The organism is Polaribacter sargassicola (genome assembly GCF_021991835.1).
GTDB classification, from domain to species: Bacteria; Bacteroidota; Bacteroidia; order Flavobacteriales; family Flavobacteriaceae; genus Polaribacter; species Polaribacter sargassicola.
Genome location: NZ_JAHDAU010000002.1, coordinates 461,223 through 486,655, shown reverse-complemented (window position 1 = coordinate 486,655; position 25,433 = coordinate 461,223). Strand labels below are relative to the sequence as shown.

Annotated in this window: 11 protein-coding genes; all 11 read left to right on the top strand. The window is 30.1% G+C overall.

Annotation, left to right across the window (positions count from 1 at the left end; genetic code table 11):
• The first annotated feature begins 25 nt into the window (after nucleotides 1-25).
• Nucleotides 26-2,539: a fibronectin type III domain-containing protein gene (locus KI686_RS05380; RefSeq protein WP_237588240.1), complete on the top strand. Its 2,514-nt coding sequence runs from the start codon at nucleotides 26-28 to the stop codon at nucleotides 2,537-2,539.
• 31 nt (nucleotides 2,540-2,570) lie between these two features.
• The gene (lacZ, locus tag KI686_RS05375) at nucleotides 2,571-5,723 is read left to right on the top strand and encodes a beta-galactosidase, LacZ type (RefSeq protein WP_237588239.1); all 3,153 of its coding nucleotides are present in this window, start codon (nucleotides 2,571-2,573) and stop codon (nucleotides 5,721-5,723) included.
• A 94-nt stretch (nucleotides 5,724-5,817) separates the two neighbouring features.
• A complete protein-coding gene (locus KI686_RS05370; RefSeq protein WP_237588238.1) occupies nucleotides 5,818-8,883 on the top strand; it encodes a glycoside hydrolase family 2 TIM barrel-domain containing protein in 3,066 nt (1,021 codons plus the stop codon).
• A 152-nt stretch (nucleotides 8,884-9,035) separates the two neighbouring features.
• Nucleotides 9,036-11,132: a T9SS type A sorting domain-containing protein gene (locus KI686_RS05365; RefSeq protein ID WP_237588237.1), complete on the top strand. Its 2,097-nt coding sequence runs from the start codon at nucleotides 9,036-9,038 to the stop codon at nucleotides 11,130-11,132.
• 473 nt (nucleotides 11,133-11,605) lie between these two features.
• Nucleotides 11,606-14,776 (top strand): SusC/RagA family TonB-linked outer membrane protein, encoded by a 3,171-nt coding sequence (locus KI686_RS05360; RefSeq protein ID WP_237588236.1) that lies wholly within the window; start codon nucleotides 11,606-11,608, stop codon nucleotides 14,774-14,776.
• A 13-nt stretch (nucleotides 14,777-14,789) separates the two neighbouring features.
• A complete protein-coding gene (locus tag KI686_RS05355; RefSeq protein WP_237588235.1) occupies nucleotides 14,790-16,646 on the top strand; it encodes a RagB/SusD family nutrient uptake outer membrane protein in 1,857 nt (618 codons plus the stop codon).
• A 29-nt stretch (nucleotides 16,647-16,675) separates the two neighbouring features.
• The gene (locus tag KI686_RS05350) at nucleotides 16,676-19,726 is read left to right on the top strand and encodes a SusC/RagA family TonB-linked outer membrane protein (RefSeq protein ID WP_237588234.1); all 3,051 of its coding nucleotides are present in this window, start codon (nucleotides 16,676-16,678) and stop codon (nucleotides 19,724-19,726) included.
• A gap of 12 nt (nucleotides 19,727-19,738) precedes the next feature.
• On the top strand, nucleotides 19,739-21,496 hold the full coding sequence (locus KI686_RS05345) for a RagB/SusD family nutrient uptake outer membrane protein (RefSeq protein ID WP_237588233.1): 1,758 nt from the start codon (nucleotides 19,739-19,741) through the stop codon (nucleotides 21,494-21,496).
• A gap of 27 nt (nucleotides 21,497-21,523) precedes the next feature.
• On the top strand, nucleotides 21,524-22,414 hold the full coding sequence (locus KI686_RS05340; protein WP_237588232.1) for a BT_3987 domain-containing protein: 891 nt from the start codon (nucleotides 21,524-21,526) through the stop codon (nucleotides 22,412-22,414).
• 338 nt (nucleotides 22,415-22,752) lie between these two features.
• Complete coding sequence (locus tag KI686_RS05335; protein WP_237588231.1) at nucleotides 22,753-24,264, top strand: sulfatase family protein; 1,512 nt, start codon at nucleotides 22,753-22,755, stop codon at nucleotides 24,262-24,264.
• Between the two features lie 18 nt (nucleotides 24,265-24,282).
• Entirely contained in the window at nucleotides 24,283-25,413 is a 1,131-nt protein-coding gene (locus KI686_RS05330; RefSeq protein ID WP_237588230.1) for an alpha-L-fucosidase, read from the top strand.
• Nucleotides 25,414-25,433 lie beyond the last annotated feature (20 nt).

Genomic DNA, 25,433 nt, shown 5'->3' with positions numbered 1-25,433 from the left:
GGTATATAGCGTATTGTCTCAAAAATTGAGTACAATCAATATCAATACAAAAGATGGGCATGCCATAAATAAAGGATCTAGTGGTTTTAATGTAAGAATTGCAGATAAAGCTTGGAGTTATACGCATCCAGATTTTATAAAATCTGTAAAAGAATTAAAACCAGGTTGGTTGCGTTATTTTTCTGGAACTATGGGTGATGCTTTTAGCAGTGCAACAGGACAATATGATTTAGATTATATTTCTAAGTTCGATCATCCAAAGCCCTTTTTAAAAGGATATAGATATGTCAAAGTAAAAGGACCTCACAGAATTATAGATTTATATAAGTTACTTAGAGAAGTTAATGGTAAATTAATTGTAACGGTAAATGCTTTTGCAGAATCGCCAGAAATGATTTTAGAATTGGCAAGATTTTGTAAAAACAACAATATAAAAGTAGAGGTTTGGCAATTCTGTAACGAACCCTATTTTTATGTGCCAAACAGAAACAGATATTGGTGGAATGATGGTTATGATTACGCTGCTAAAATGAAACCTTATGCAGAAGCAATACAACAAATTTTTCCGGAAGCTCAACTAACACTAAACTATACTTGGGATGGTGTTTGGACTTTTATGAAAGAAATTAATAAGTATCAAGAAGAAAAAGGTGCTTATTGGAATGTGTTTTCAAAACATTCTTACGCACCACATACAGGTAAAAAAGAAACAAGAGAACAAGCTTACAAACGTGCTAATACAAAATTATTAGAAGCAACATCTAAAGCTGCAATGGCTCAAATAGAAGCTTATACTTGGCAAGATGTGCCAATGGTAATTACAGAGTTTGGTGTTTGGAATAGTCCTTTAAACGGAATTTATTCTGGAATTTATAACATCGAATATGTAATGCGTCAATTAGAGCATAAAAACACGCAATATATTGGTGCCCATGAGGTAAGTAATAAATATTTGCCATCTAAAGGAAAAGGCAATTTAATAGAAGAAGCTTTTAAAAATAATATTGCAATTGATACAGATACTATTTCTACTGGTATTAGAAGAGATATTGAAGGTAAAGCTTACAAGATTTATAATGAAGCTGTTAATAACTCTGAGTTTATCTTTAAAACCGATATAGAAAACATGGTTTTGGTAGATGGCTTAAAGAAAACCAAAGTAAATGGTATGTTTGCTCAATCTTATAAAGGCAATAATGGTTTTAATTATTTAGTAATTAGCAATAGAAGCGAACAAGAAAAAGAGTTTCAATTAAATATTGATGATAAAAAATTTAAAGGCGATTTATTAGTGTCTTATTTAGCAGCAAATTCTATCGCTGATAGAAATCCAAATATTAAAACAACAGAATTTAAAAATGGAGTAATTTCTATAAAACCTTTTAGCTTATCTGTAATTAAATGGAAAACGAATAATTATACTCTAGAGCAACCAATTACTTATAATGCTTCGGTAGAAAAAAACGGAATTCTATTAAATTGGGGAAGTATTGCTAAGGCTACTTCCTATAAGGTTTATTACGGTACAGATGCTACCAATTTATCTAAAACAATTAAAGTTTCTAATCAAAATAACTTTTTAGTAACCGATTTAGATAAAAATACAAAGTACTTTTTTAAAGTAGAAGCTTTAAATAAAGATAAAAAAAGCAAATTATCTAACGATGTTTTTGCTACTTATCAATCACCAGAAAAACCAACAATTTTTAAAGTATCTAGAAGAGACAATACAGTAACTCTTTTTTGGCAAAGTGTACCGGATGCAAAAAGTTATTTGATCAATTATAAAGATGAAAATAATAAAGACATTGAAATTGATACAGATAATGTTTTTGGTTACAGAATAGAAAACCTAAAAGATAATACAAAATATAATTTTACAGTAACGGCATACAATGGTTTGGGTAAAAGTAAACCATCAAAAAAAGAAACTGTTTTTGTGTCTTCTAGGGTTCCATACAGTCCTAGAAATGTGTCTGCAGTTAAAAAGACATCAACATCAATAGAGGTTAAATGGATTTCTCAAAAAAATGTATTACCTAATACAAGTTATAATGTTTACAGAGGTACTAAGCTACATGAGTTTACTAAAATAGCAACTGCTATAAATGATACTATTTTTTTAGATACTACTGTTAAAGATAAAATACAATACTATTATACAATTAAGGCAGAAACAGAAGTAGGCGAAAGTAATTTTTATCCAAATATAGCAACAGCCTTGTCGTTAGAAAATAATTCAGAAATTAATATTCAAATTATTAGAAAACAAGAGGACGGATATTTAGTAGAGGTCAAATTGCATAAAGTAGCATTAAATCCTAAAAATTCTTATGGAGTAATTATTAATAATATCTCTTATTTAAATGTAGAACATACCAAAATATTAGGAGAAAAAATCACTCAAAAAAGTAACAAATTTAAGGTGTTAATCCCTTTATCAAAATTAAAAGAAAACTCTAAATATGCTATTAAAGCCTTTGTTGTAAAAGGTAAAACCCAGATTGAGAGCGCTGTAGTAAATCAAATTATAGATTAAAAGATATTAAAACCCAACTAATTTTATTAAAATGAAAAAAGCTTTATTAGTCATTATTATCTCATTAGCCTCTTTTGCTTCTTGCAATAAAGAGCAAGAAGACAAAAGGCCTGTTTATGTGGCAGATAAATGGGAAAATCCAGAATGGGAAAATCCAGAAATTTTTCAAATCAATAGAGAAGAACCAACAGCTTCTTTTTATAAATATGCTGATGAAAAATCTGCACTAGAAAACGAAAGCTGGAAAAATTCTCCTTTATATAAATCTTTAAACGGAACTTGGAAGTTTTATTATGCAGATAGCGTACAAGCAAGACCAACGGATTTTTATAAAGCAGATTTTGATATTTCTAATTGGGATAATATTGAAGTTCCTTCTAATTGGGAACTAAAAGGGCATGGAATACCTGTGTACACCAACAGAATATATATGTTTCCAGCAAATCCACCTTACATTCCACATAACATCAACAGCAATGGTAGTTATAAAAAAGAGTTTGAAATTTCTGATGATTGGGATGGAAAAGATATGTATTTACATTTTGAAGGTGTAAGTGGTGCCATGTATGTTTGGTTAAATGGTAAAATGTTAGGGTATAATGAAGGAAGTAAAACTGCTGCAGAATACAAAATTACCGATTTTGTTAAAAAAGGGAAAAATAGTTTAGCTGTACAAGTATTGCGTTGGTCTGATGCTAGTTATATGGAAGATCAAGATTTTTGGAGATTAAGTGGTATAGAAAGAGATGTTTATGTATATGCTACAGATAAAGTGACTTTAAGAGATTTTAGAGTAACATCAGATTTAGAAAATAATTTTAAAGATGGAGTTTTTAAAGTAGATTTAAAAGTTGATAATAATTCAACAACATCAACAGAAAAAGAAGTAAAAGTACAATTGTTAGATGGAGATAAAGAAGTATATACAACGTCTAAAAAGGTAGCTTTAAAAACAGGTAGAAACCTTATTTCTTTTGATAAAATTATAAAAGATGTAAAAACTTGGAACGCAGAAACACCTAATTTATATACATTATTAGTAACTGTAAACGGAGAATCTACAGCTATAAAAGTTGGTTTTAGAAATATAACTATTAAAAACAATCAGTTTTTAGTAAACGGAATGCCAGTTTTATTAAAAGGAGCCAATTTACACGATCATAGTGAAACAGAAGGACATGTTATTTCTGAAGAATTAACAATGTTAGATTTAAAGGTGATGAAAGAAAATAACTTAAACGCAATCCGTTGTAGTCACTACCCTAAAAACCCACATTTTTACAGATTAGCAGATAAATATGGTTTTTATGTAGTGGATGAGGTAAATATAGAAACGCATGGTATGGGTACAACTAACCAAGGTTTAAATAATAATAAAAAAGATCAGGCTGTGCATCCAGCATATTTATCAGAATGGAAAGCAATGCACATGGATAGAACGGTAAGAATGTTTGAAAGAGATAAAAATTATCCATCAATTATAACTTGGTCTTTAGGAAATGAAGCTGGAAATGGAGAGAACTTTTTTGCAACATACGATTGGTTAAAAGAAAATGATACAACAAGACCTACTCAATATGAAGGTGCAACACAGTACTCTAATTCAGACATTCAAGCACCTATGTACTGGCCAATAGAAAGAATGATAAAATATGCAGAAAATAATCCGACACGTCCGTTAATTCAATGCGAATATGCGCATGCAATGGGTAATAGTGTTGGTAATTTACAGGATTATTGGGATGTTATTGAAAAGTATGATATTATGCAAGGTGGTTTTATTTGGGATTGGGTAGACCAAGGAATTTTAACTAAAAACGAAGAAGGAGAACCTTTTTGGGCTTACGGAGGAGATTTAGGCGGAGGTCATTTACAAAATGATAATAATTTCTGTTTAAACGGAATTGTAAATCCTGATAGAACAGCACATCCTGCATTGTACGAGGTTAAAAAAGTATATCAGTATGTTAAATTTAAAGCTATTAACATTAAATCCGGAACAATAGAAATTAAAAATATTTATGATTTTACAAATTTAAATACATTAGATTTCTCTTGGACATTACTTAAAAATGGAGAAGAAGTTGCAAACGGAACTTTACCTGTTTTAAATGTAGCGCCTTATACTTCTAAAAAAGTAAATATTAAGTTGCCTAAATTAACAGACAATTCAGCAGAATATCACTTAAATGTGTATGCTAAAACTAAAACGGCTACAGATTTAGTTGCTGCAGGTCACATTGCTGCTTTTGAGCAGTTTCAAGTTGCAGATTCAAAAGCTAAAACAGTATTTTCTAAAAATGATGGTTCTTTAAAAGCTAATGTAACAGAAACTTCTATAGATGTTACTGGTAACGGATTTAATTTATCTTTTAGTAAAAAAAATGGTGAATTAACAACTTTAGATTATGGTAACGGAAATGTTTTATTAAATGGTATTAAAGCTAATTTTTGGAGAGCAACTACAGATAATGATTTCGGTTACAACATGTCTAAAAAATTAGGTGCTTGGAAAGAGGCTACAAATAATCAAGAATTAAAATCGATAGAAAGTAAGAATATTGATGCAAATACTACTTTAGTAAGTACAACTTATCATTTAAGTGGTGTAAATGCAACGTTAGTAATAGATTATACAATTGATGCAAAAGGAAAAGTTTTAGTAAATACAAATGTATCTGGAGTTAAAGCTAAAGCTCCTGTTTTACCAAGATTTGGTAATAATTTTGTCATTAAAAATGAGTATAATAATGTAGAATGGTTTGGTAGAGGACCTTTCGAAAATTATCAAGATAGAAAAAGTGCAGCTCTTGTTGGTTTGTATAAAGCACCTGTAGAAGACTTGTATTTCCAATATATTCGTCCGCAAGAAAACGGATATAAAACAGATACGCGTTGGGTTACTTTTACAAACAATTCTGGTAACGGAATAAAGATAACAGCATCAGATTTAATTTCTTTTAGCGCACATCATCAATATAATAATGATTTTGATGCAGGAGCAGAAAAAGCACAACGTCATACAACTGATATTAAAAAAAGAGATTTAGTAAATATCAATATCGATTACGGACAAATGGGTGTTGGTGGAGATAATAGTTGGGGGAAAATGCCTCACAAAGAATATCAAATAAAAGCAGATAATTTAAGCTATAGCTATACAATAGAGCCTTTAAATAGATAAAATTAATTTAATGACAAGCGCTTATTTACTTAAAATAAGCGCTTTTTTTATTTTAAAAGATAAATATTCTTAATCATATTAAAGTTTTAAAAATATGCATATCAAAAAATTAATTTTATTTTTTATTTTCAACATCATATTTTCTGGATTTGCAATAGATAAAAAACAGAAAGAAACAGGTACAAGACTTAGTTTTGATGCCAATTGGAAATTTATTCAACAAGATATACCTGGTGCAGAAAAAGTTTTATTTGATGATACTTCTTGGAGAGTTTTAAATTTACCACACGATTGGAGTATTGAAGGAGAATATGATAAAAATAACCCAATGGGTGCAGGTGCGGGATATTTACCAGCAGGTTTTGGTTGGTATAGAAAAACAATTACTGTACCTAAAGATTGGAAAGGAAAACACGTAGAAATTGCTTTTGATGGCGTTTTTATGAATAGTACAGTTTGGGCAAATGGTCAAAAATTAGGGACAAGACCCTATGGTTGGGTTTCTTTTGCGTATGATGTAAGTGAAATTGCAAATAATTCAGATGCAATTACGTTTGCAGTTCGTGTAGATAATGATAAACAACCTTCTGCACGTTGGTATACAGGTAGTGGTATTTATGCACATACTTGGATTGATATTAAAAACAATACACACGTTAAAAGAGATGGAATTTTTATAAAGACCAAAGGCAATAAAGTTTTTGTAGAAACCGAATTGTTTACCAAAGAAGATTTCAAAAAAGTTAAATTAATTACATCTATTATAGATAAAAAAGGTGTTGTAGTTGCTTCTACAAAAGATAAAATCAAACTAGAAAAAGAAGGATTTATAAAATCGGATTTAGAGATTAAAAATCCAGAATTATGGTCTGTAGAAAATCCGTATTTATATACATTAAAATCAGAGGTATTTATTGGTAGAAAAATTGTTGATGTTGTAGAAACTAAGTTTGGTGTTAGAGATATTGAATGGATTGCAGAAACTGGAATGTGGATAAATGGTAAAAATGTAAAACTACAAGGGGTTTGTAATCATCAAGATGCAGGAGCTTTAGGAGCTGCTGTACCTTATAAAATATTAAAATTTAGAGTTCAGCAATTAAAAGATATGGGTGTAAATGCTATAAGAACCGCCCATAATCCACAAACACCAGAGTTTTATGACATTTGTGATGAATTAGGAATGTTAGTGATGGATGAAATTTTTGATGGTTGGAAAAGGAAAGCAAAAAATGATTACGGTGCGCATCACTTTAATAAATGGTGGAAACAAGATTTAACAGATTGGATTAAGCGCGATAGAAATCATCCTTCAATTGTTATTTACAGTGTTGGTAATGAAACAAGAGGGAAAATTGCTAAAGATTTGGTAGTAACTTGTAATCTTTTAGATCCCACACGCCCAGTAACGTCTGGTCATTCAGGTTCAGAACATATGAATATTTTAGGTGTTAACGGAGGGAGTGAGAAGAAAGGCTACATGCAAAACTTAACGGAACATCAAAAAGGTAAAGTATTTATTGGTACAGAAAACACACATACTTGGCAAGTAAGAGGTTATTATAGAACCAAAACTTGGTATAGAGATGGTTTCCCTAATAGAAATAATACGTATGAAATTCCTGATTTAACAGAAAAAGAAGTGTTTACACATGATTGGGTTGATGAAGCTGATAGAAAAAACAGAAAACAAATATTTAATTCTAGTTATGATAATGCAACAGTTCGTGTTTCATCAAGATTAAATATAGCGCAATTAAGAGATATTCCTGCTTATGCAGGTTCATTTAGATGGACAGGTTATGATTATATTGGTGAGGCCGGTTATGTACATGGTGGTTGGCCTTTTAAAGCTTTTATGGGAGGTGCAATTGATCTAGCAAATTTTGAAAAAGACTTGTTTTACTTATATCAAAGTCAATGGACAGAAAAACCAATGGTACATATTTTACCACATTGGACGCATCCTAAAGTTGCTTTAGATACAGAAATTCCGGTTTGGGTATACTCTAATACAGATGAGGTAGAATTGTTTTTTAATGATGTTTCTCTTGGGAAACAAAGACCAGGAAAAGCTTGGGATAAAATGCAATGCCAATGGATGGTAAAATGGCAACCAGGAACCTTAAAAGCGGTTGGATATAAAAACGGAAAGGTAGTTTCTAAAGAAGTGATAAGAACAGCAAATCAACCTTCAAAAATTAAATTATCTGTTGATGGAGAATCATTAACGAATAAGATAGATGATATTGTTCAGGTTCGTGTAACAACAACAGATGATAAAGGAGAATTTTATCCATATGGAGAAAATAGAACTTATTTTAATGTTTTTGGAACAGGAAAAATAAAAGCTTTAGACAATGGAAGTCCGGTTGATGTAGAGCAACATGTAGGGCCAAATCATAGAATCGCTTTTTATGGTTTAACAAGAGCCTATATTTCTACAACAAATAAAACAGGCAATGTTAATTTGTTAGCAAGTTCTATTTTAGGAGAAAAAAAATTAATAACATCTAATAAAGTAAGTATAGATGCTCAAATTATTAATTTAAGAGGAGAAAAGATAAATCCTAAAATTGAAGTTTATTACACTACAAACGGAGAAAATCCAACCAAAGAATCAACTCTTTATAAAGAAAGTTTTAATGTTAATTTAGAAACTACAGTAAAAGCATTGATTGTTGTTGATGGAAAGGCTATTCAAATTTTAGAAGAAAAATTTGGAAAGAATGAAGGATTTACTTGGAATGAAACTCAGAAAGATAATAATGATAAAATAGGAGAACAGGCAGAAGAAGCAACTATAAATAATGCTACAATTTTATCAAAAGGGAAAAACTTTAAAGGTAAAGGTTATGTAAGTGTGTCTAAAAAAGGGGCTTCAATAGCTTGGTATCAAGAAAACGATGGAAATGCAGGTAATGCAGATTTGATTATTCGTTATAGTACAAATATAAAAAACAAAAAAGGAGCTTATATAAAAGTGTATGTTAGTGGTAAAATAATTAGTACGAAACTTTTATTACCAAATGTTAAAGTAGTAGAAGAAATTTGGAATACGGTAAAGCTGCCCATAAAGATAGATCGTGGTGCAAATACAGTAAAAATAGAATCTTTAGATAATAATACTCTTTTTATTGATGAAATTAGTATAAATTAATTTTTAGCAAGATTCGGTTTTATTTTTAATGTAAAAAAGATATCCTTTATTATGGTAAAATTTTAATCAAATTAACATTTATAACCATAAAATGAGATTTCTAACATATTAAATCAGTTTAAATTACAATACTTAATTTAAACTGATTTAATATGAATTTAAAAATTACGATACAATTTTGTTGTTTGTTATTTATTACTAAGTTAACTGCACAAAGTATTACTATTGATGCCGGAAACCTAAAACAGAAAATAGAATTTATTGGTGCAGATTATGAGCGGTCTCAAAATTTTGTACAAAAAGCAACTAATCCAGAAGAAATAATAGATTGGGCATTTAAAGATATTAACTTTAATATTGCTAGGGTAGCTTATGATAAAATTCAAAAAACAGAAAACTATAAATTTGAAGTTGAAGCAAATAATATAACAGCTACGGGCACTTATGTACAGTGGCAGTTATTAGATGACGAAAATGGTTTTGTTTATATTCAAAATGTAGGTTCAAACACACACTTACAAACTACAAATGAAATTTTAGAAGATGGTTCTGGAAATAGAGTGTTTTCTAGACCAGCAAGATCTTGTACAGGAAGTTGGTGTAAGTGGAAAATGATAGAAAGTGAAACCAACCCAGGTTTTTATAACATACGTAATGTAGGTTTAAATAAATATCTCTTTTGTACATCAGATCCTTCTGTAAATTCTGGACTTTTTATAAAATCAGTAGAAGTAAATAATGCAAATGCTTTAGATGAAGCTTCACTTTGGTCAATATCTCAACAAGGAACCTCAGAAACCAAAATTTTTATTGATAATAAAAAATTTCAAAAAAGATTACGTTATACAGATGTAGATGAAGTAGTAGAAAATATGGCTTTTTATAATGATGCCATAAAAACTATGCAAACTATAAAAAATGTAAATCCAGATGTTAAGTTTTTGGCAACTATGCGCTCAGATTATAACGGTTACAATAGTGATAATCGAAATAATTTACCAGAATACATCTATAATTATTCTTGTGTAGAAGCAGATGAAGATGGAAAGTGTATTAGAACTCTAGGAAATAAATCTTTTAATACAGATGCTTTTGGTGTTTTTTTAGCAGATTATTTAGAATTGATGCATAATAATGGTGTAACTATTTCTTATTTAGCTACTGCAAAAGAATGGACAAGTGTTGTGACAGCACAAAGATCACATGATACTTATCAAAAATTAGTGAGTGAGTGTGCTAATAGAAACATTCCTCTTCCTCAAATTATAGGGCCCGCATCGTGGTCATTATCTCAGGGCATTAGTTATGTTAATAATGTATCAACTTTAGGATTTAAAGATGAATATCATTCTTTTTCTTCTCATAATTTAAACAGTCAAGACGATTTATTTGATGATTTTTTTAATGCAGCAAATTCAGTTGGTAAAAAAGCTTGGGATGATGAATCTTCTGCAGGAGGCGGTTCTAGAACTTCTGGTGTTAATCCAGATATTAGTTTAGCATTAGCTGCTTACAAAGAAAAAACAGAGCTATACAAAGGCGGTTTGTTTGGAGAGTGTTTTTTTGAAGTAAACTCTAGAGGTGTCAATTCAGAAACAAGAACTATTTACTTTAAAAATAATACAGAAGCTAAACGTTTACGTAGTTATTATATTATGAAGGATTTTGCAAATGCAACTATTAATAAAAATTATGTAGAAACAACACATTTATCACTTACAGATGTATACACTATGGCATTTGTTTTAAATGATAAATTTACATTAGTAGTTGTTAATGATGCAGAGCAAGATGTAAGTGATGTAACTATAAATCTTAATAATTTTCAGTTAAATGCTAATATTAATAAAATAACTTGGACAAATGATTTAGCTGATGAAGGAGAGCAAACTAGTATAGTTAAAGAAAATTTAAATTCATTTAAAACAGATATAAAATCCAAAAGTATTAGTATTTATACTATTGATGAAAGTACTTTAAGTTCATCTAAGCAAATTAATGAGAATGAAACAATAAATATTTTTCCAAACCCATCAAAAAATAATTATCTAAACATAGATATAAATGATACTTATCTATATGAAGAAGATGTAGTTTTTTCAATTGCAGATTCAAGGGGTAGAATTGTTAAAGAAGGGTTTTTAGAAAAGGATAAACAAATAAATGTAAATAATTTTTCTAAAGGAGTTTATTATTTAATTCTAAGATTTAAAAACTATAAAAAAACATTAAAACTTATAAGGATATGATGTTTTTTATAGGTCTCTTATAAATTTTTTTAGACTTGGACTGTTAAAATTTGAAAAAATATATAAAACATGAGATTTTGCTGAGAATAATGATTAAAGTAACATTATTACCCTCATTTTGAGAATTATTTTACCTATTTAATTTTCTGTTTTTAGTAGATTAAGAATTCTTTAAGTCTATTTGTTGTAAATATAAAGTGTTGGTATTTAGGTTGTTTTGTTTGGGTGAAAGAGTTTGTTGTCATTTTTTTTAAAGTCGAACATCAGTAACTAAAGATAGCTGTAAAAACAGTAAAATAACTGTTTAAGCAACATTATTACCCCTTATTTGAGAAGTGTTGAACTATGTGATTTGTTAAATTTACAAAAAATTAACAGTAATTTTATTTAATTAACACCAATAAAAACTAAATCATTTAATGAATATGAAACTGAATTATAAAATGAAATTTAATTGCTTTATATTAAAAATAATGAAAATACCAATAAGGTTACATAAATTGTTTTTATATATAGTAATTATAAGTGCACCTTATTTATTAATGGCAGAAAATAACAATTTGTCAGATAAAGTAGAATTACAAGAAGATGTTGTTATAAAAGGTGAGGTTTATGATGAATTAGGTAACCCATTAATAGGAGCCTCTATTGTGCAACAAGGAACATCTAGAGGAACCACAGCCGGATTCTCTGGTGAGTTTAGTCTAAGGGTAAAGTATAACTCTAATATAGAAATAAGTTATATAGGTTATCAAACTAAAGTTATTTCAAACATAACAGCTCCAGCAGATTTAAAGATTACGCTTAATCCAGATACAACAAACTTAAATGAAATTGTAATTGTGGGTTTTGCCAAACAAACAAAACAAACATTAATTGGGGCTGTAGAATCTGTAAAAGGTAAAGCATTAGAGCAAGTAGGGTCAGTAAGTACAGTATCAGAATCATTACAAGGAGCATTACCTGGTTTAACAGTCATAAACTCTAATGGTAAACCTGGTTCAGATGCAGCTAGTATATATTTAAGAGGTAGATCTTCTTGGCAAGGAAGTGGAGGGCCGTTAACATTAGTAGATGGTATAGAGCGTGATATTAACAATTTAGACCCTAATGAAATTGAATCTATTTCTGTACTTAAAGATGCGTCTGCAACAGCCGTTTATGGTGTAAGAGGGGCAAATGGTGTTATTCTAGTTACTACAAAAAGAGGTGAGATTGGTAAACCAAAATTTAACTTTACAACTAATATTGGGTTTAAAAAATCTACAGCAGAGCCAAATTATATAGATTATATAACTGCTCAAAAATTATATAATGAAGCAGCTATAAATACAGGAGCGTGGGAGCAATTAATTCCACAATCAACAATTGATGCATGGACACAAAATTACGATCAAAGAGGACCAAATAATATTTATTTTCCAGAGATTAATTGGACAGATGAAGTATTAGGAATAGGAACAGAGCAAACTTATAACTTAAATATGAGTGGTGGTTCTAAGCTTATTCGTTATTTCGTTTCACTTGGATATAGAAACGATGGTGATATATTTAAAACAACACCACAAGAAGAATATGATCCAGCTTTTAATCTAAAAAAGTACAATTGGAGATCTAATTTTGATTTTGATGTAACACCTACTACTAAATTAAGTGTAAATTTTTCTGGAAACTACAGATTAAGACAACAACCAGGTTATCGTATTGATGGTAATGGAGAAGATGGTTTTGGACAATCACAATTTTTTAACCTTCTTTACTCAGCACCTAGAAATGTTTTTCCAATAGAATATGAAGATGGTTATGGTGATAGTTCTAATGGAGAATCTAACCTAATTATGGCTTTAAATGAAGGAGGGGTAAGAAAGTATAGATATTATCAAGGTTTTTATGATGCACAAGTTACACAGGGATTAGATTTTTTAACAAAGGGATTAAGTTTAAAAGGAAGTATAAACTACACCTCTAGTTCTAGTTATGAGAGTAGAATATTAAGAGGTAATCTAGGTTCTGCAAACGTTGGTATTATTAGATATTATAGAGAGTATGATTATTCAAATCCAATTGTAGCAGCAGACGGTAGTGTTACATATCCGATAATTAACGAAATTCGTTACCCAACAGATGTGTCTCAAGGAACAACGGTAACAGCAACAACACCTAACTTATACTCTTATAGTAGAAGATTAAACTATAAGTTTCAAATGGATTACAAAAGACTATTAGGAGATCATAAAGTAAGTGCAAATGCTATTATGTGGAGACAGTCTGATACGGGAAGAACAGGTTATAAATCTGTAAGAGAAGAGTGGATTGGTAGATTAAATTACTATTATAAACAACGATATTTATTAGAAGTTAACGGTTCGTATTCTGGTTCAGAAAAATTTGCACCTGGTCAACGTTTTGGATTCTTTCCTTCTTTAGGTGTAGGTTGGGTAGCTTCTGAAGAGCCTTTTATTAAATCTTTTGCCGGAAGTTGGTTAGACTTATTAAAAGTTAACTATTCTTATGGTATTACCGGTGATGATAATACAGATCGTTTCCAATATGTACAAACTTTTGGTACAGGTAGTAATGTAAATTTTGGTTATGATGGTGTTACAGGTTACGGACCTAGATATACAGAAGGGCAGCTAGCCAATGCTAATTCAACATGGGAAGAAAGTGAAGTACATAATTTAAGCTTTAAATTTGAAGCCTTTAAAAAATTGACTTTAGGTTTAGACTTTTATAGAGAATTAAGAACAGGTATTCTTATGAGCGTTAGAATTCCTGCTTACGTAGGGGTAACAGGAACCGCTCAGGGTAATTTAGGAAAGGTTAAAAAACATGGTTATGAGTTTCAAGTAGGTTGGAAAGATAATATTACAGAAGATTTAACTTATGGTATTAATTTTAATACAGCATTTTCCGAAAACAGAGTTTTAGATAGAAATGACCCTAGATTACAACTAGATTATTTAAATGAAGCAGGTAAACCTATTGGTTGGACTAGTAGATATTTAGAAGGAGGATTGTACCAAAGTTTAGATGATGTATACAATGGGGCAACACCAAATTTAGGAACAGTACAATCTCAGATTACACCAGGTGATGCTATGTTTATTGATTATAATGGAGATGGAGAGATTACCAATGCAGATCTGGTAGCTATGGATCAAAATATTCGTTTCCCTTTAAATACTTATTCATTAGGGATAAATATAGGATATAAAAACTTCTCTGCATCAGCTAACTTTTATGGTGTTACCAATGTAGGATATATTATACCAAATGCTTATTATTTTGATTTTGGAGGTTTTATTCAAGCTAATGAAGATGTAGTTAATAGGTGGACACCAGAAACAGCGGCAACAGCTACCAAGCCAGCATTACACACTACCAATACACATAATACGCAATCTAGTACTTTAACATATACAGATGGTTCTTATGTTAGATTAAAAAGTGCAGAAATAAGTTACAGGTTTACAAAAGGAATTATTAAACAACTAGGGTTAAAATCGGCTCAGCTTTATGCAAATGGAAACAACTTATTCACATGGTCTAAGCTAGGCGATCAAATGGATCCAGAAAGTAGTGGAACAGGAAATTATCCGATTGTAAAAAGATATAGTTTAGGGTTAAGAGTCTCATTTTAATACAGATTAAGATATGAAAACAAAATTTTATAAAATAGTAATGGTGTTTGTTCTTATAGGGGCAATTTCATCATGTGAAGATTATTTAGATATTAATCCTGATTTTGGAGTTTCAGAAGAAGATATTTTTTCAGGGTTCGAGTCTACAAGAGGTTACTTAGATAATTGCTACGAGTTATTATTAGATATACATCACTGGCGTTCACAAAGGTTAAATAGAACTTCTATTAATGCACTTTCAGATGAAGGAGGAAGTCCTTTTAATGGTAATATTGCTACTATTCTAAACCCTGGATCTTGGTATAATAGATGGGAAGGTGTTTCTGAAATCGGTTGGGGAGCTGGAGTTAATTACGATCAAGGTACTGCCTTGGCTAATGCGCAATATTCAATAAGAGTTACTAATAAAGTTTTAGAAAGAGTAGAAAATGATTTGGTTCCAAATTTAACAGAAGAACAAAAAAATCAATTATTAGGTCAAGCTTACTTTTTTAGAGCATGGTATTATTTTCAAATGATTCAAAGAGGTGGAGGAATGCCAATTTTAGATAAAGCTTATTCGTCTGATGATGATACAGATCTTTATCGTGTATCTTATTCAGAAAGTACAGAATGGTTGTTAACAGATTTAGACAAAGCAATTGCTATTTTACCAGACAGATGGGATAATGCAGAGTTTGGTAGAGTAACTAAAGGGGCAGCAATGGCTGTAAAATCTATGGCTACATTATATGCCGCAAGTCCTTTAATGCAAAATAATATTCAAGTAACACAATATTTAGATTATAGTAAAGAGTGGAGCGAAAGAGCAGCAGAATATGCTCATGATTTAATAGCATATATTGATGCAGGGTCTGGTGGAGCAGGTTTTAGATTGATGAATAAAGATGAATATAAAAACATTTTTTATACTGATGGTATTCAAGCTTCTCCAGAATCTTTATGGTTTCGTTTAGACGCAGGTAAAAGGTCTAGTCAATCAAGAGGGTTAAGATGTAATTATCTACCACAATATTTTTCTGGAGGAACAGGTAATGATGCCACTGCATATTCTAATCCTACTCAAAACATTGTAGATATGTACGAGGTAATTAATGGAGATGAAGCTTATGATATTGATGATTCAAGATCTGGTTACGACCCTCAAAACCCTTATGCAAATAGAGATCCACGTTTTTATAACAATGTTATTGTTCCAGGTGAAGAGTGGGGTGTTAATGCTAGTGGATCACCTATATATCAAGAGTTATATGTAGATGGAAGAGATTATAGAATACAAACCACAAGTAATTATACTAGAAATAGAATGTTATCTGGTTACATGTGTAAAAAATACATTTGGCCAGAAGCAAATAACTTTACTAGGTTGTATGATATTTATGCTTTAAACTCAATTTATATTAGAGTAGCTCAAGTGTATTTAGATTATGCAGAAGCTATGAATGAGGCATACGGACCTAATGCAGATCCTAAAGGATACGGTTTAACAGCGGTACAAGCTATTAATATTATTAGAAATAGAGTAGGTATGCCAAATGTACTGTCAGAATATACTACTTCTGCAAGTATTTTTAGAGATAGAATTAGAAAAGAAAGAGCAGTAGAGCTTATGTGGGAAAATCATAGATGGCATGATTTAAGAAGATGGATGATTGCAGAGGATGTTTTTAAAGAGCCAATTAGAGGAGTAAGAGCTATACCACCAGCTGGGCATAGTAGTATCGCAGATAAAAGTACTCTAGACTTTACTTATGAATATATCGATTTAACATCGGAACAACGAGGATTTGAACTAAGAAACTATTGGTATCCTTTACATCAAGATGATGTACAAGACTTGTATAACTTTCAACAGAATCCAGGATGGTAAATATGAAAATACAAATAGAAACTAGACTAATGAAAAAATCTAAAACTAAAATATTACCAATACTTTTTGTTTTGTTATTTACTGTTTTGTTTAGCAAAACATATGCACAAGAAAAAGTAGTTTTAAATATTAAATCTACATTAGTAGATAAAAACGATAAACCTATTGCTAATGCAACAATAGCATTAGGAGATGGAATGGTAGAAACGCAATCAGCGTCAGACGGAAGCTTTATTATAACAGCTTTAATTGACAATATAATGTTAATAAGTGCCAATGGTTATAAAAGTAAAACCATATTTTTAGAAAAAGAAAATGTATCAGGTAAAATAATACTAGAAGAAGCTCCATTATTTACAGGCGCAGAGCATGTTTTAAAATTACCTGCAAATGTAACAACAACGCAAAGAGAAATTGTTGGAGCTGTTGCTAAGGTTTCTGGTAAAGAATTTGAATCTCAACCAGATGTAGTTTTTCACAATGCTTTACAAGGTCGTTTAGCAGGAGTTTCTACTCAAATGACAACAAATGGTTTAGGTAATAATCAACCTAATATTTACGTTAGAGGTTTAGGTAGATTAACAAATAGTACAGCATTAACTGTTGTTGATGGAATAGAACGTTCTTTAGAGTTTATGACTGCCGAAGAAATTGAAAGTATAGAAGTTTTAAAAGATGCGTCTGCAAAAATTCTTTACGGATCAAGAGCGGCTAACGGAGTTATTTTAGTTACTACCAAAAAGGGACGTAAAAATACACAAGTTGTAAAAGCTTCTGTAGAATATGGTGTAAACATGAACACACGTATGGCAGAATATTTAAATAGTGCTAACTATGCAACTTTGTATAACGAAGCTTTGGCTAATGATGGCTTAATGCCTATGTATTCTGAAGAAGATATTGCTGGGTATAGAGCAAGTTCTGGTCCTTTTGATTTATTATATCCTAATATTGATCATAATTCATATTTTCTAAATAATAGCGCACCACTTAAAAAAGTAAATTTCGAATATTCTGGAGGAACAGAAGAATCGCAATATGGAGTTTATCTAGGTTATATTGGTACAGAAGGGATTGAGAAAATTGGAGAAGATGTTACACAAGACAGAATAAATGTAAGAAGTAATTTAGATTTTAAGATTACAGATAACTTAGTTGGACATATTGAAGGAAACGGTATTATTGAATATAGAAAATGGGGTAAATTAGGTCAAGATCAAGTATTTGGTAAAATTAATACAGAAAGACCAAATGAGTTTCCTCTTGTAATTCAAGATCCTAATTTTGAAGGAGAAGAAGCAACTATTGGAGAAGAATTAATTCCGCCACTTGGTGGATCTCAACAAAATAGAACTAGTCTGTATGGAGATTTAGTTTATGGAGGTTTTCAAGAATATATGTTTTTTTATGGACAAACAAACTTTGGTTTAGATTGGGATTTAAATAGTGTTCTACCTGGTTTAACGGTTAAAACACAATTGAACTTTGATAATTATCAATATCACGCTGCAGACCAAATTAATAACCCTATTCGTTATGAGTTAGTTGAAGATAGTGATACTGGAGAAATAAACTATGTAAAATTAAACAATCGTACTATTGAAACCAATAGAACAGAACGTGGTAGTAGTTCAACAAGGTCTTTAGGTTCTACTTCTAACATTACATACAAAACTAGCTTTGCAGAAAAAAATAAAGTTACTTTAGATTTATCGCATTTCTATTACTTAAATGAGAATAATGCTAGAACACAGCATATTAAAAATTCTAATACAGTATTTAAAGCAAATTATGCTTTTGATAACAAACTTTTTGTTGAGGGTAGTTACGCTTTAATGACAAGTAATAAGTTTGCAGAAGGAAATCGTTCATTTTTAGCACATTCTATTGGAGCTGCATGGGTTTTAAGTGAAGAAGATTTCTTTAAAAATAACAATCTAGATTATTTAAAACTAAAATCAAGTTATGGTGTTTTAGGATATGATGCTAATACAGATTTTTATTTATATGAAACACGTTATTCTAACAATGGTTCTATGTCTTTTGGAGAAAGAAATAGTACATCTTCTGCACGTATAGGGTTTGATAATTTTGGAAATCCAGATTTAAAATGGGAAAAATCAAAAGAATATAATATAGGTATAGAAGGGTTAGCATTTAACAAATCTGTACAGTTTGAGTTTAATTATTTTAATCAAAGAAGAACAGATATTATTTATTCTAGTCCAAGCTCTAATACATCAGGTACTATAGGATATGTAAAAATACCAGAAAACTTAGGAGAATTAAAAAACCAAGGTTTTGATGGAAGTATAAATTGGTTAAAGAACTATGGAGATTTTAAATTTAACATAGGTGGAAATTTTCTAATATCAAAAAACAAAGTAATAAGTGCAGATGTTATTGATAATATGGATACTTATTTAAATGCTACAGGACAAGCATCTGATGTTATTTTTGGTTATGTTTCTAACGGAATTTTTAAAACTCAAGAAGAAGTAGATGCAGCCCCGTTTCAAGCCTTAGGAGACTATGGGGTAGGTAACCTGTCTTACCAAGATTTAAATGATGATGGTATTATTAATGAGCAGGATAGAAAAGTAATAGGAAACAGTTTTCCAAGAGCAAGTTTTGGAATTAATTTAAACACAGAATATAAAGGTTTTGGCTTATCTGTTTTAGGTGTAGCAGATACAGGAGTAGATATGATAAAGAATAATGTTTATTATAGAAACTTTGGTCAAGGTAAATACTCTGTCTTGGCTTCAGATAGATTTCATCCAGTAAACAATCCTAATGGTACTCAACCAAAATTAACAACTTTAACTCCTTTAAATGATAATGTAACTTCTACTTTTTGGTTAGATAATGCAGCATTTTTCCGATTAAAAAATGTAGAGCTAAGTTATACGTTCTCTAACGATTCATGGATTGTAAAAAACACAAGATTTTATGTTAGAGGTACAAATTTATTTGTACTGTCAGGAGTAAAAGATTTAGATCCAGAAGTTCCAAATTCAGGTGTTACAAACTACCCTTTGTTTAGAACTGTTACAGCAGGTTTATCATTAGCATTTTAAAAAACTTAGATTATGAAATACAATTTATTTAAATATATATTCATGGTATTTGCATTGTTGCAAATTTCATGTTCATTCGATGCAGAATTAGAAAATTCTTATAGTGAAGAATGGGTTTATAGCCAGCCAGACTATGCAGAAGGAATCTTATTAAATGCCTATGCAAACATACCTAATACAGTGGTAGATGGTTATGGAGGTGATTTTTTAGATAGTGCAACCGATAACGCTGTTACCAATAATTTTTCAAATGGTGTTTATCGTTTAGGATCTGGGGGGTTAACTCCAAGTAACATTATTGTTGGTCAATGGGACAATGCATATAATCAAATTAGAAATGTACATTTGTTCATGGAAAACGGATTAGGAGACAATATTTATTATGATATTACTTCTGAAGAAGCAGATCAATTAAAAAGAAATAATTTAAAAGGAGAAGCTTTTTATTTAAGAGCATGGTGGAGTTTTCATCTTTTACAAGCATTTGGAGGGAAAACAAATGATGGAGATGTTTTAGGATACCCTATTGTTTTACGATCTCTATCAGATGAAGAAGCATTAGATTTAGAAGCTGTTAAAAGAGATAGTTATAGTGATTGCGTTGCGCAAATTATAAAAGACTTAGATAGTGCTATGGTGTACTTACCAAGTACTTATTCTGGTTCTAATCCAACAACAGGAATCAATAATTTAGGTAGAGCAGACCAACATGTAGCATTAGCATTAAAATCTAGAGTAACATTATATGCAGCAAGCCCTGCTTACCAATCTGATGATGTAGTAAAGTTAACAGGTATGGGGCAATTTAATGTAGTAGATGAAACAGCTTATATTAATAAATGGAAAATTGCTGCAACTCAAGCACAAGAAGCTATTAATGAAATAGGAGATTTTATAAGTTTAACAGAAGGGCATTTTAGTTCAAATACTAGTCCTGCTGAATTTATTTGGAGAAGTTTCTTTACAAGTTCTGCTTTAGAAAATAATAATTACCCAATAGGAGAACGTGGTGGGGCAAGAACTGGACCTTCTCAAAATTTAGTGAACGCATTTTATACTAAAAATGGATATCCTATTGAAGACTCTCGTTCTGGATACGATGCCGATAACCCTTATGAAAATAGAGATCCAAGACTTTATTTAAATGTTTTATACAATGGTAGAAGTTTTAATAACAGAACTTTAGAAACTTATGTTGGTGGTCTAGATTCTAGAGAAAAATATACTAGAAACACACGCACAGGATATTATGTTAGAAAATGGTTATCTTTAGTACCAGGTATTATAAGTGTAGATAACTCAAGTAGTCAACGTCATTATAACCCTTATTTTAGAAGAACAGAATTGTTTTTAAATTTAGCAGAAGCAGCTAATGAAGCTTATGGACCTCAAGGTTTAGGCGATAATCTAACTCAGACAGCGGTACAAATCATTAAATCAATTAGAACAAAAGCAGGAATAACCGATAATACTTATGTAGATGAGGTTGCTGCTTTAGGAAAAGATGAATTTAGAAAATTAATTCAAAGAGAAAGAAGGTTAGAATTAGCATTCGAAAATCATAGATATTTTGATTTAAGAAGATGCTTGTTGCCTTTAAACGAAACGGTTAAAGGTATAGAAATAACAAAAAACTCTGACGATACTTTAGATTATCAAGAAGTTGTTGTTGAAGAAAGAGTATTTAACGATGTTAAATATTATTACGCACCAATTCCTTATGATGAAATGTCTAAGAGTCCAAATTTAATTAATAACCTAGGTTGGTAATATTTAATAATTTATAAAACAGTACAAATGAAAATAAAAAATATAAGTTTAATATTATTAGCATTAACTATTATGTTTAGTTCATGCGAGAAGTACGATGATTATATAGAAGATTTTGATTACACAACAGTCTATTTTGCTACACAAAAACCTCTAAGAACCATTGTGTCTTATGATAATATGGAATTTAAAGTAGGTGTAAGTTTAGGTGGAAAAAGAACAAACGATGTAGAAGAGTATGCCAGTTTTCAGATTGATGAAGATCTTTTAAACACAGTAAGCGGTGCTAGTGGTTTTACTTTGTTACCAGAAGCATATTATCAGTTAAGTAATGATTCTCAAATGAATATTCCTAAAGGAGAGTTTATAGGAGATGTTACTGTATCTTTAAATAGAGATTTATTTACAAGTGATCCTTTAGCAACTCAAAATACTTATGCATTGCCAATTAGAATTACAGAGTCGTCTTTAGATTCTATTTTAGATACCAAAGATTATACTGTATTAGTTGTAAAATATATAAGCGAATATTCGGGTGTTTATTATCATAAAGGAACTCAAAAAGAGTTAGATGATTCGGGAGCAGTTGTAGATGAGATCGAATATAATGAATCAGATTTAATTAATAACCAAACTTGGGAAATGACTACTGTAGATAGAAATTCTATTCGCACACCAGGAATAGGTGCTTTAAATAATCAAAACTTTGTGATTAATATAAACGAAGAAGATAATATAGTTACTATTGATAATTCAAGTTCTGGTATTACAAATTTAGCAGGATCAGGTATTGTAAATGATGATAGATCTATTACACTAGATTATTCTTACACTGCCGGAGGTACCAATTATCAAGTAAGTGATACATTAATACTAAGACAAGCTGTTGAGTATGATTTAAGATTCGAAGAGTGGTAATTTATTAAAGAAAATTTGTTTTTTCTTAGTAAGAAATCGTCTAAACTAATTTTGTTTTAGACGATTTTTTTTAGTGAAATATTTTAAACAACAAAGTATAAAAAAAAGAAAAAGCAGATGATTATTCTTTTTTAAAGAATTGCAACATTTGTTACCCCTTATTGATATTGGTAAATACTATACAAGTTTTTGTAAGATATATATTTGTAGGAAATGCTAGTTGTGTAATAATTTCATTATTATGAAATTAATTACTTCTGGTTTTATATTTTTTCTAATAAAGAGAAAAGTAGATATTAAAAAATAAATAATTATAAATTTTAACTCTCATTAAAATAATGAAAATAAATATTGTAAAATCACTACTCCTAGTCTTTATTTTTAGTTTTAATTATAGTGTAATAAGTCAAAATCAGAAAATAAATAAAAAAAAACCCAATATATTATTTATTTTTTCTGATGATCAGAGAGCAGATGCTTTAGGGGCTAATGGCAATGGTTATATAAGTACACCTAATGTAGACAAACTAGCACAGACAGGTGTTAGTTTTAAGAATACATATGTTATGGGGGGGAACCAAGGAGCAATATGTGCACCTAGTAGAGCTATGTTAATGAGTGGTAAAAGTCTTTTTCATGTGTACGAAAAATTAGACGGAGTTACCACTATGCCTATGTATTTTAATCAATTTGGTTACGAGTCTTTTGGTACAGGTAAGTGGCATAACGAGCCTTCTGCTTTTGAAGCTAGTTTTGATAAAGGAAAAAATGTGATGACAATGGGAATGACAGATTATTTTAATGCGCCTGTTAGAGATTTAGACAAAAATGGAAAATTAACAAAACCAGTTAAAAAAGGATTTTCTACAGATATATTTGCAGATTCTGCCATTGATTATTTAAATAATTATGCAAAAGAAGGAACAGAAAAACCCTTTTTTTGCTATGTAGCTTTTAATGCCCCTCATGATCCAAGATCTCCACGAGAAGATTATATAGGTATGTATAAAGACGAAGCAATGCCGCTACCTGGCAATTTTAAAGGATGGCATCCTTTTAAGTTTGATAATATGAATATAAGAGATGAAACATTAGGTCCTTGGCCTAGAACACCAGAAATGATAAGAGCTTCTCTGGCTGATTATTATGCATTAATAAGCCATATGGATAAGCGTATAGGAGACATTATTCAAACTTTAAAAAATAAAAATTTATTTGATAATACAATTATTGTTTTTGCTTCAGATAATGGATTAGGAATAGGGAGTCATGGTTTATTAGGTAAACAAAACTTGTATGAACACAGTACAAAAGTTCCTTTAATAATAAGTGGTCCAGGTATTACTAAAAATCAAAAAAGTGATGCTTTACTTTATTTATTCGATATTTTTCCCACACTTACAGATTTATGTGAGTTACCAAAACCAACAGCAATAGATGGTAAATCTTTTACACCTTTATTAAAAGGTAAAAACATGGAAACTCGTAAATCTTTATATACTGTGTATAGAAACACTGTAAGAGCCGTTAGAACAAATGAGTGGAAATTAATTAAATACCCAAAACAAAATTATCAACAATTATTTAATTTGGTAAAAGATTCTATAGAGATAAATAATTTAGCATATAAGCCAGAATATAAAGATAAAGTTAAAGAGTTATCTAGTTTAATGGCAGGTTGGTATAAGTCTACAGATGATACCGCAAACATGAATCCTGATAAAATTTTGCCAATGGAATATGATTATAAAAAATTAAAGCAAAGACCAGATAATAAACAACCAAAATATATTTTAGATAAATATTTTAAAGGTGTTGATTTAAGTAATGTTAAAAAAACAAATCACTAAAAAATAAAAAATATTTTTATGATAGATAGAAGAAAATTTATGCAACTTTCTGCTTTAGGAACCGCAGGAGCACTTTTAATGACAAGTTGTAAAGGTTTAATAAATACTACCGGAACAGATGTGCCAAATTATTTAACAGATTATAAAAATAGTTATTCAAATAATCCACGAAAAGCGTCTATAGATTGGTTTAAGAGTGCTAAATACGGTATGTTTATTCACTATGGCTTATACTCAATTTTAGGAAGACATGAGTGGGTTATGTATAATGAGAAAATACATGTAGCTGAGTATGCAAAATTGAAAGATAAGTTTACAGCAGAAAAATTTGATGCAGATTTTATTACAGATTTAGCGTTAGAAGCTGGTATGAAATACATAAATTTAACCACCCGTCATCATGATAGTTTTTGCTTATGGGATACAAAATATAGCGATTTTAAGAGTACAAATTCTCCTGCAAAAAGAGATTTAGTAGCAGAGCTTTCTGAGCAATGTAATAAAAAAGGATTGGCTTTTTTCTTATATTATTCTCACGGAAGAGATTGGCAACACCCTCATGCGCCAAATAACGATAAATGGGGAGGAGCAGCAAGACCTAAATATGAAACTAAGGAGCCATATTATAAGTATGGAAAAGAGCATCATTTAGAAAAATATTTAGAATTTATGACTAATCAAGTTGATGAGCTATTAACCAATTACTCTCAAATTGCTGGAATTTGGTTAGATGGATTTTCAACACCAGCCTCTGGAGATAGAAGTAAATTTAAATTACAAGAATTATACGATTTAATACACTCAAAACAACCACAAACTTTGGTTTCATATAAACAAGGAATGATTGGTACAGAAGATTTTTTAGCTCCAGAACGTAAATTTAAAAAAGGGAGTACAGATACACCTTTAGAAATTTGCGACCATTTACAGCGTAAAGGTTGGGGATATATGAAAGCACAAGATGGAAAACATAAAAATAAAGAAGAAGTAATTGAAATGCTTAAAAAAGCCGCGAGTTATCCTGCTAATTTATTATTAAACACTGGGCCATTACCATCAGGAGAAATGCATCCAGAAGACGTAAAGGTTTTACGAGAAGTAGGTAAAGAAATTAAAAACAAAGGTTGGGATGGTATTTTAAATGTATAATATAATGTACTAATAAAGGT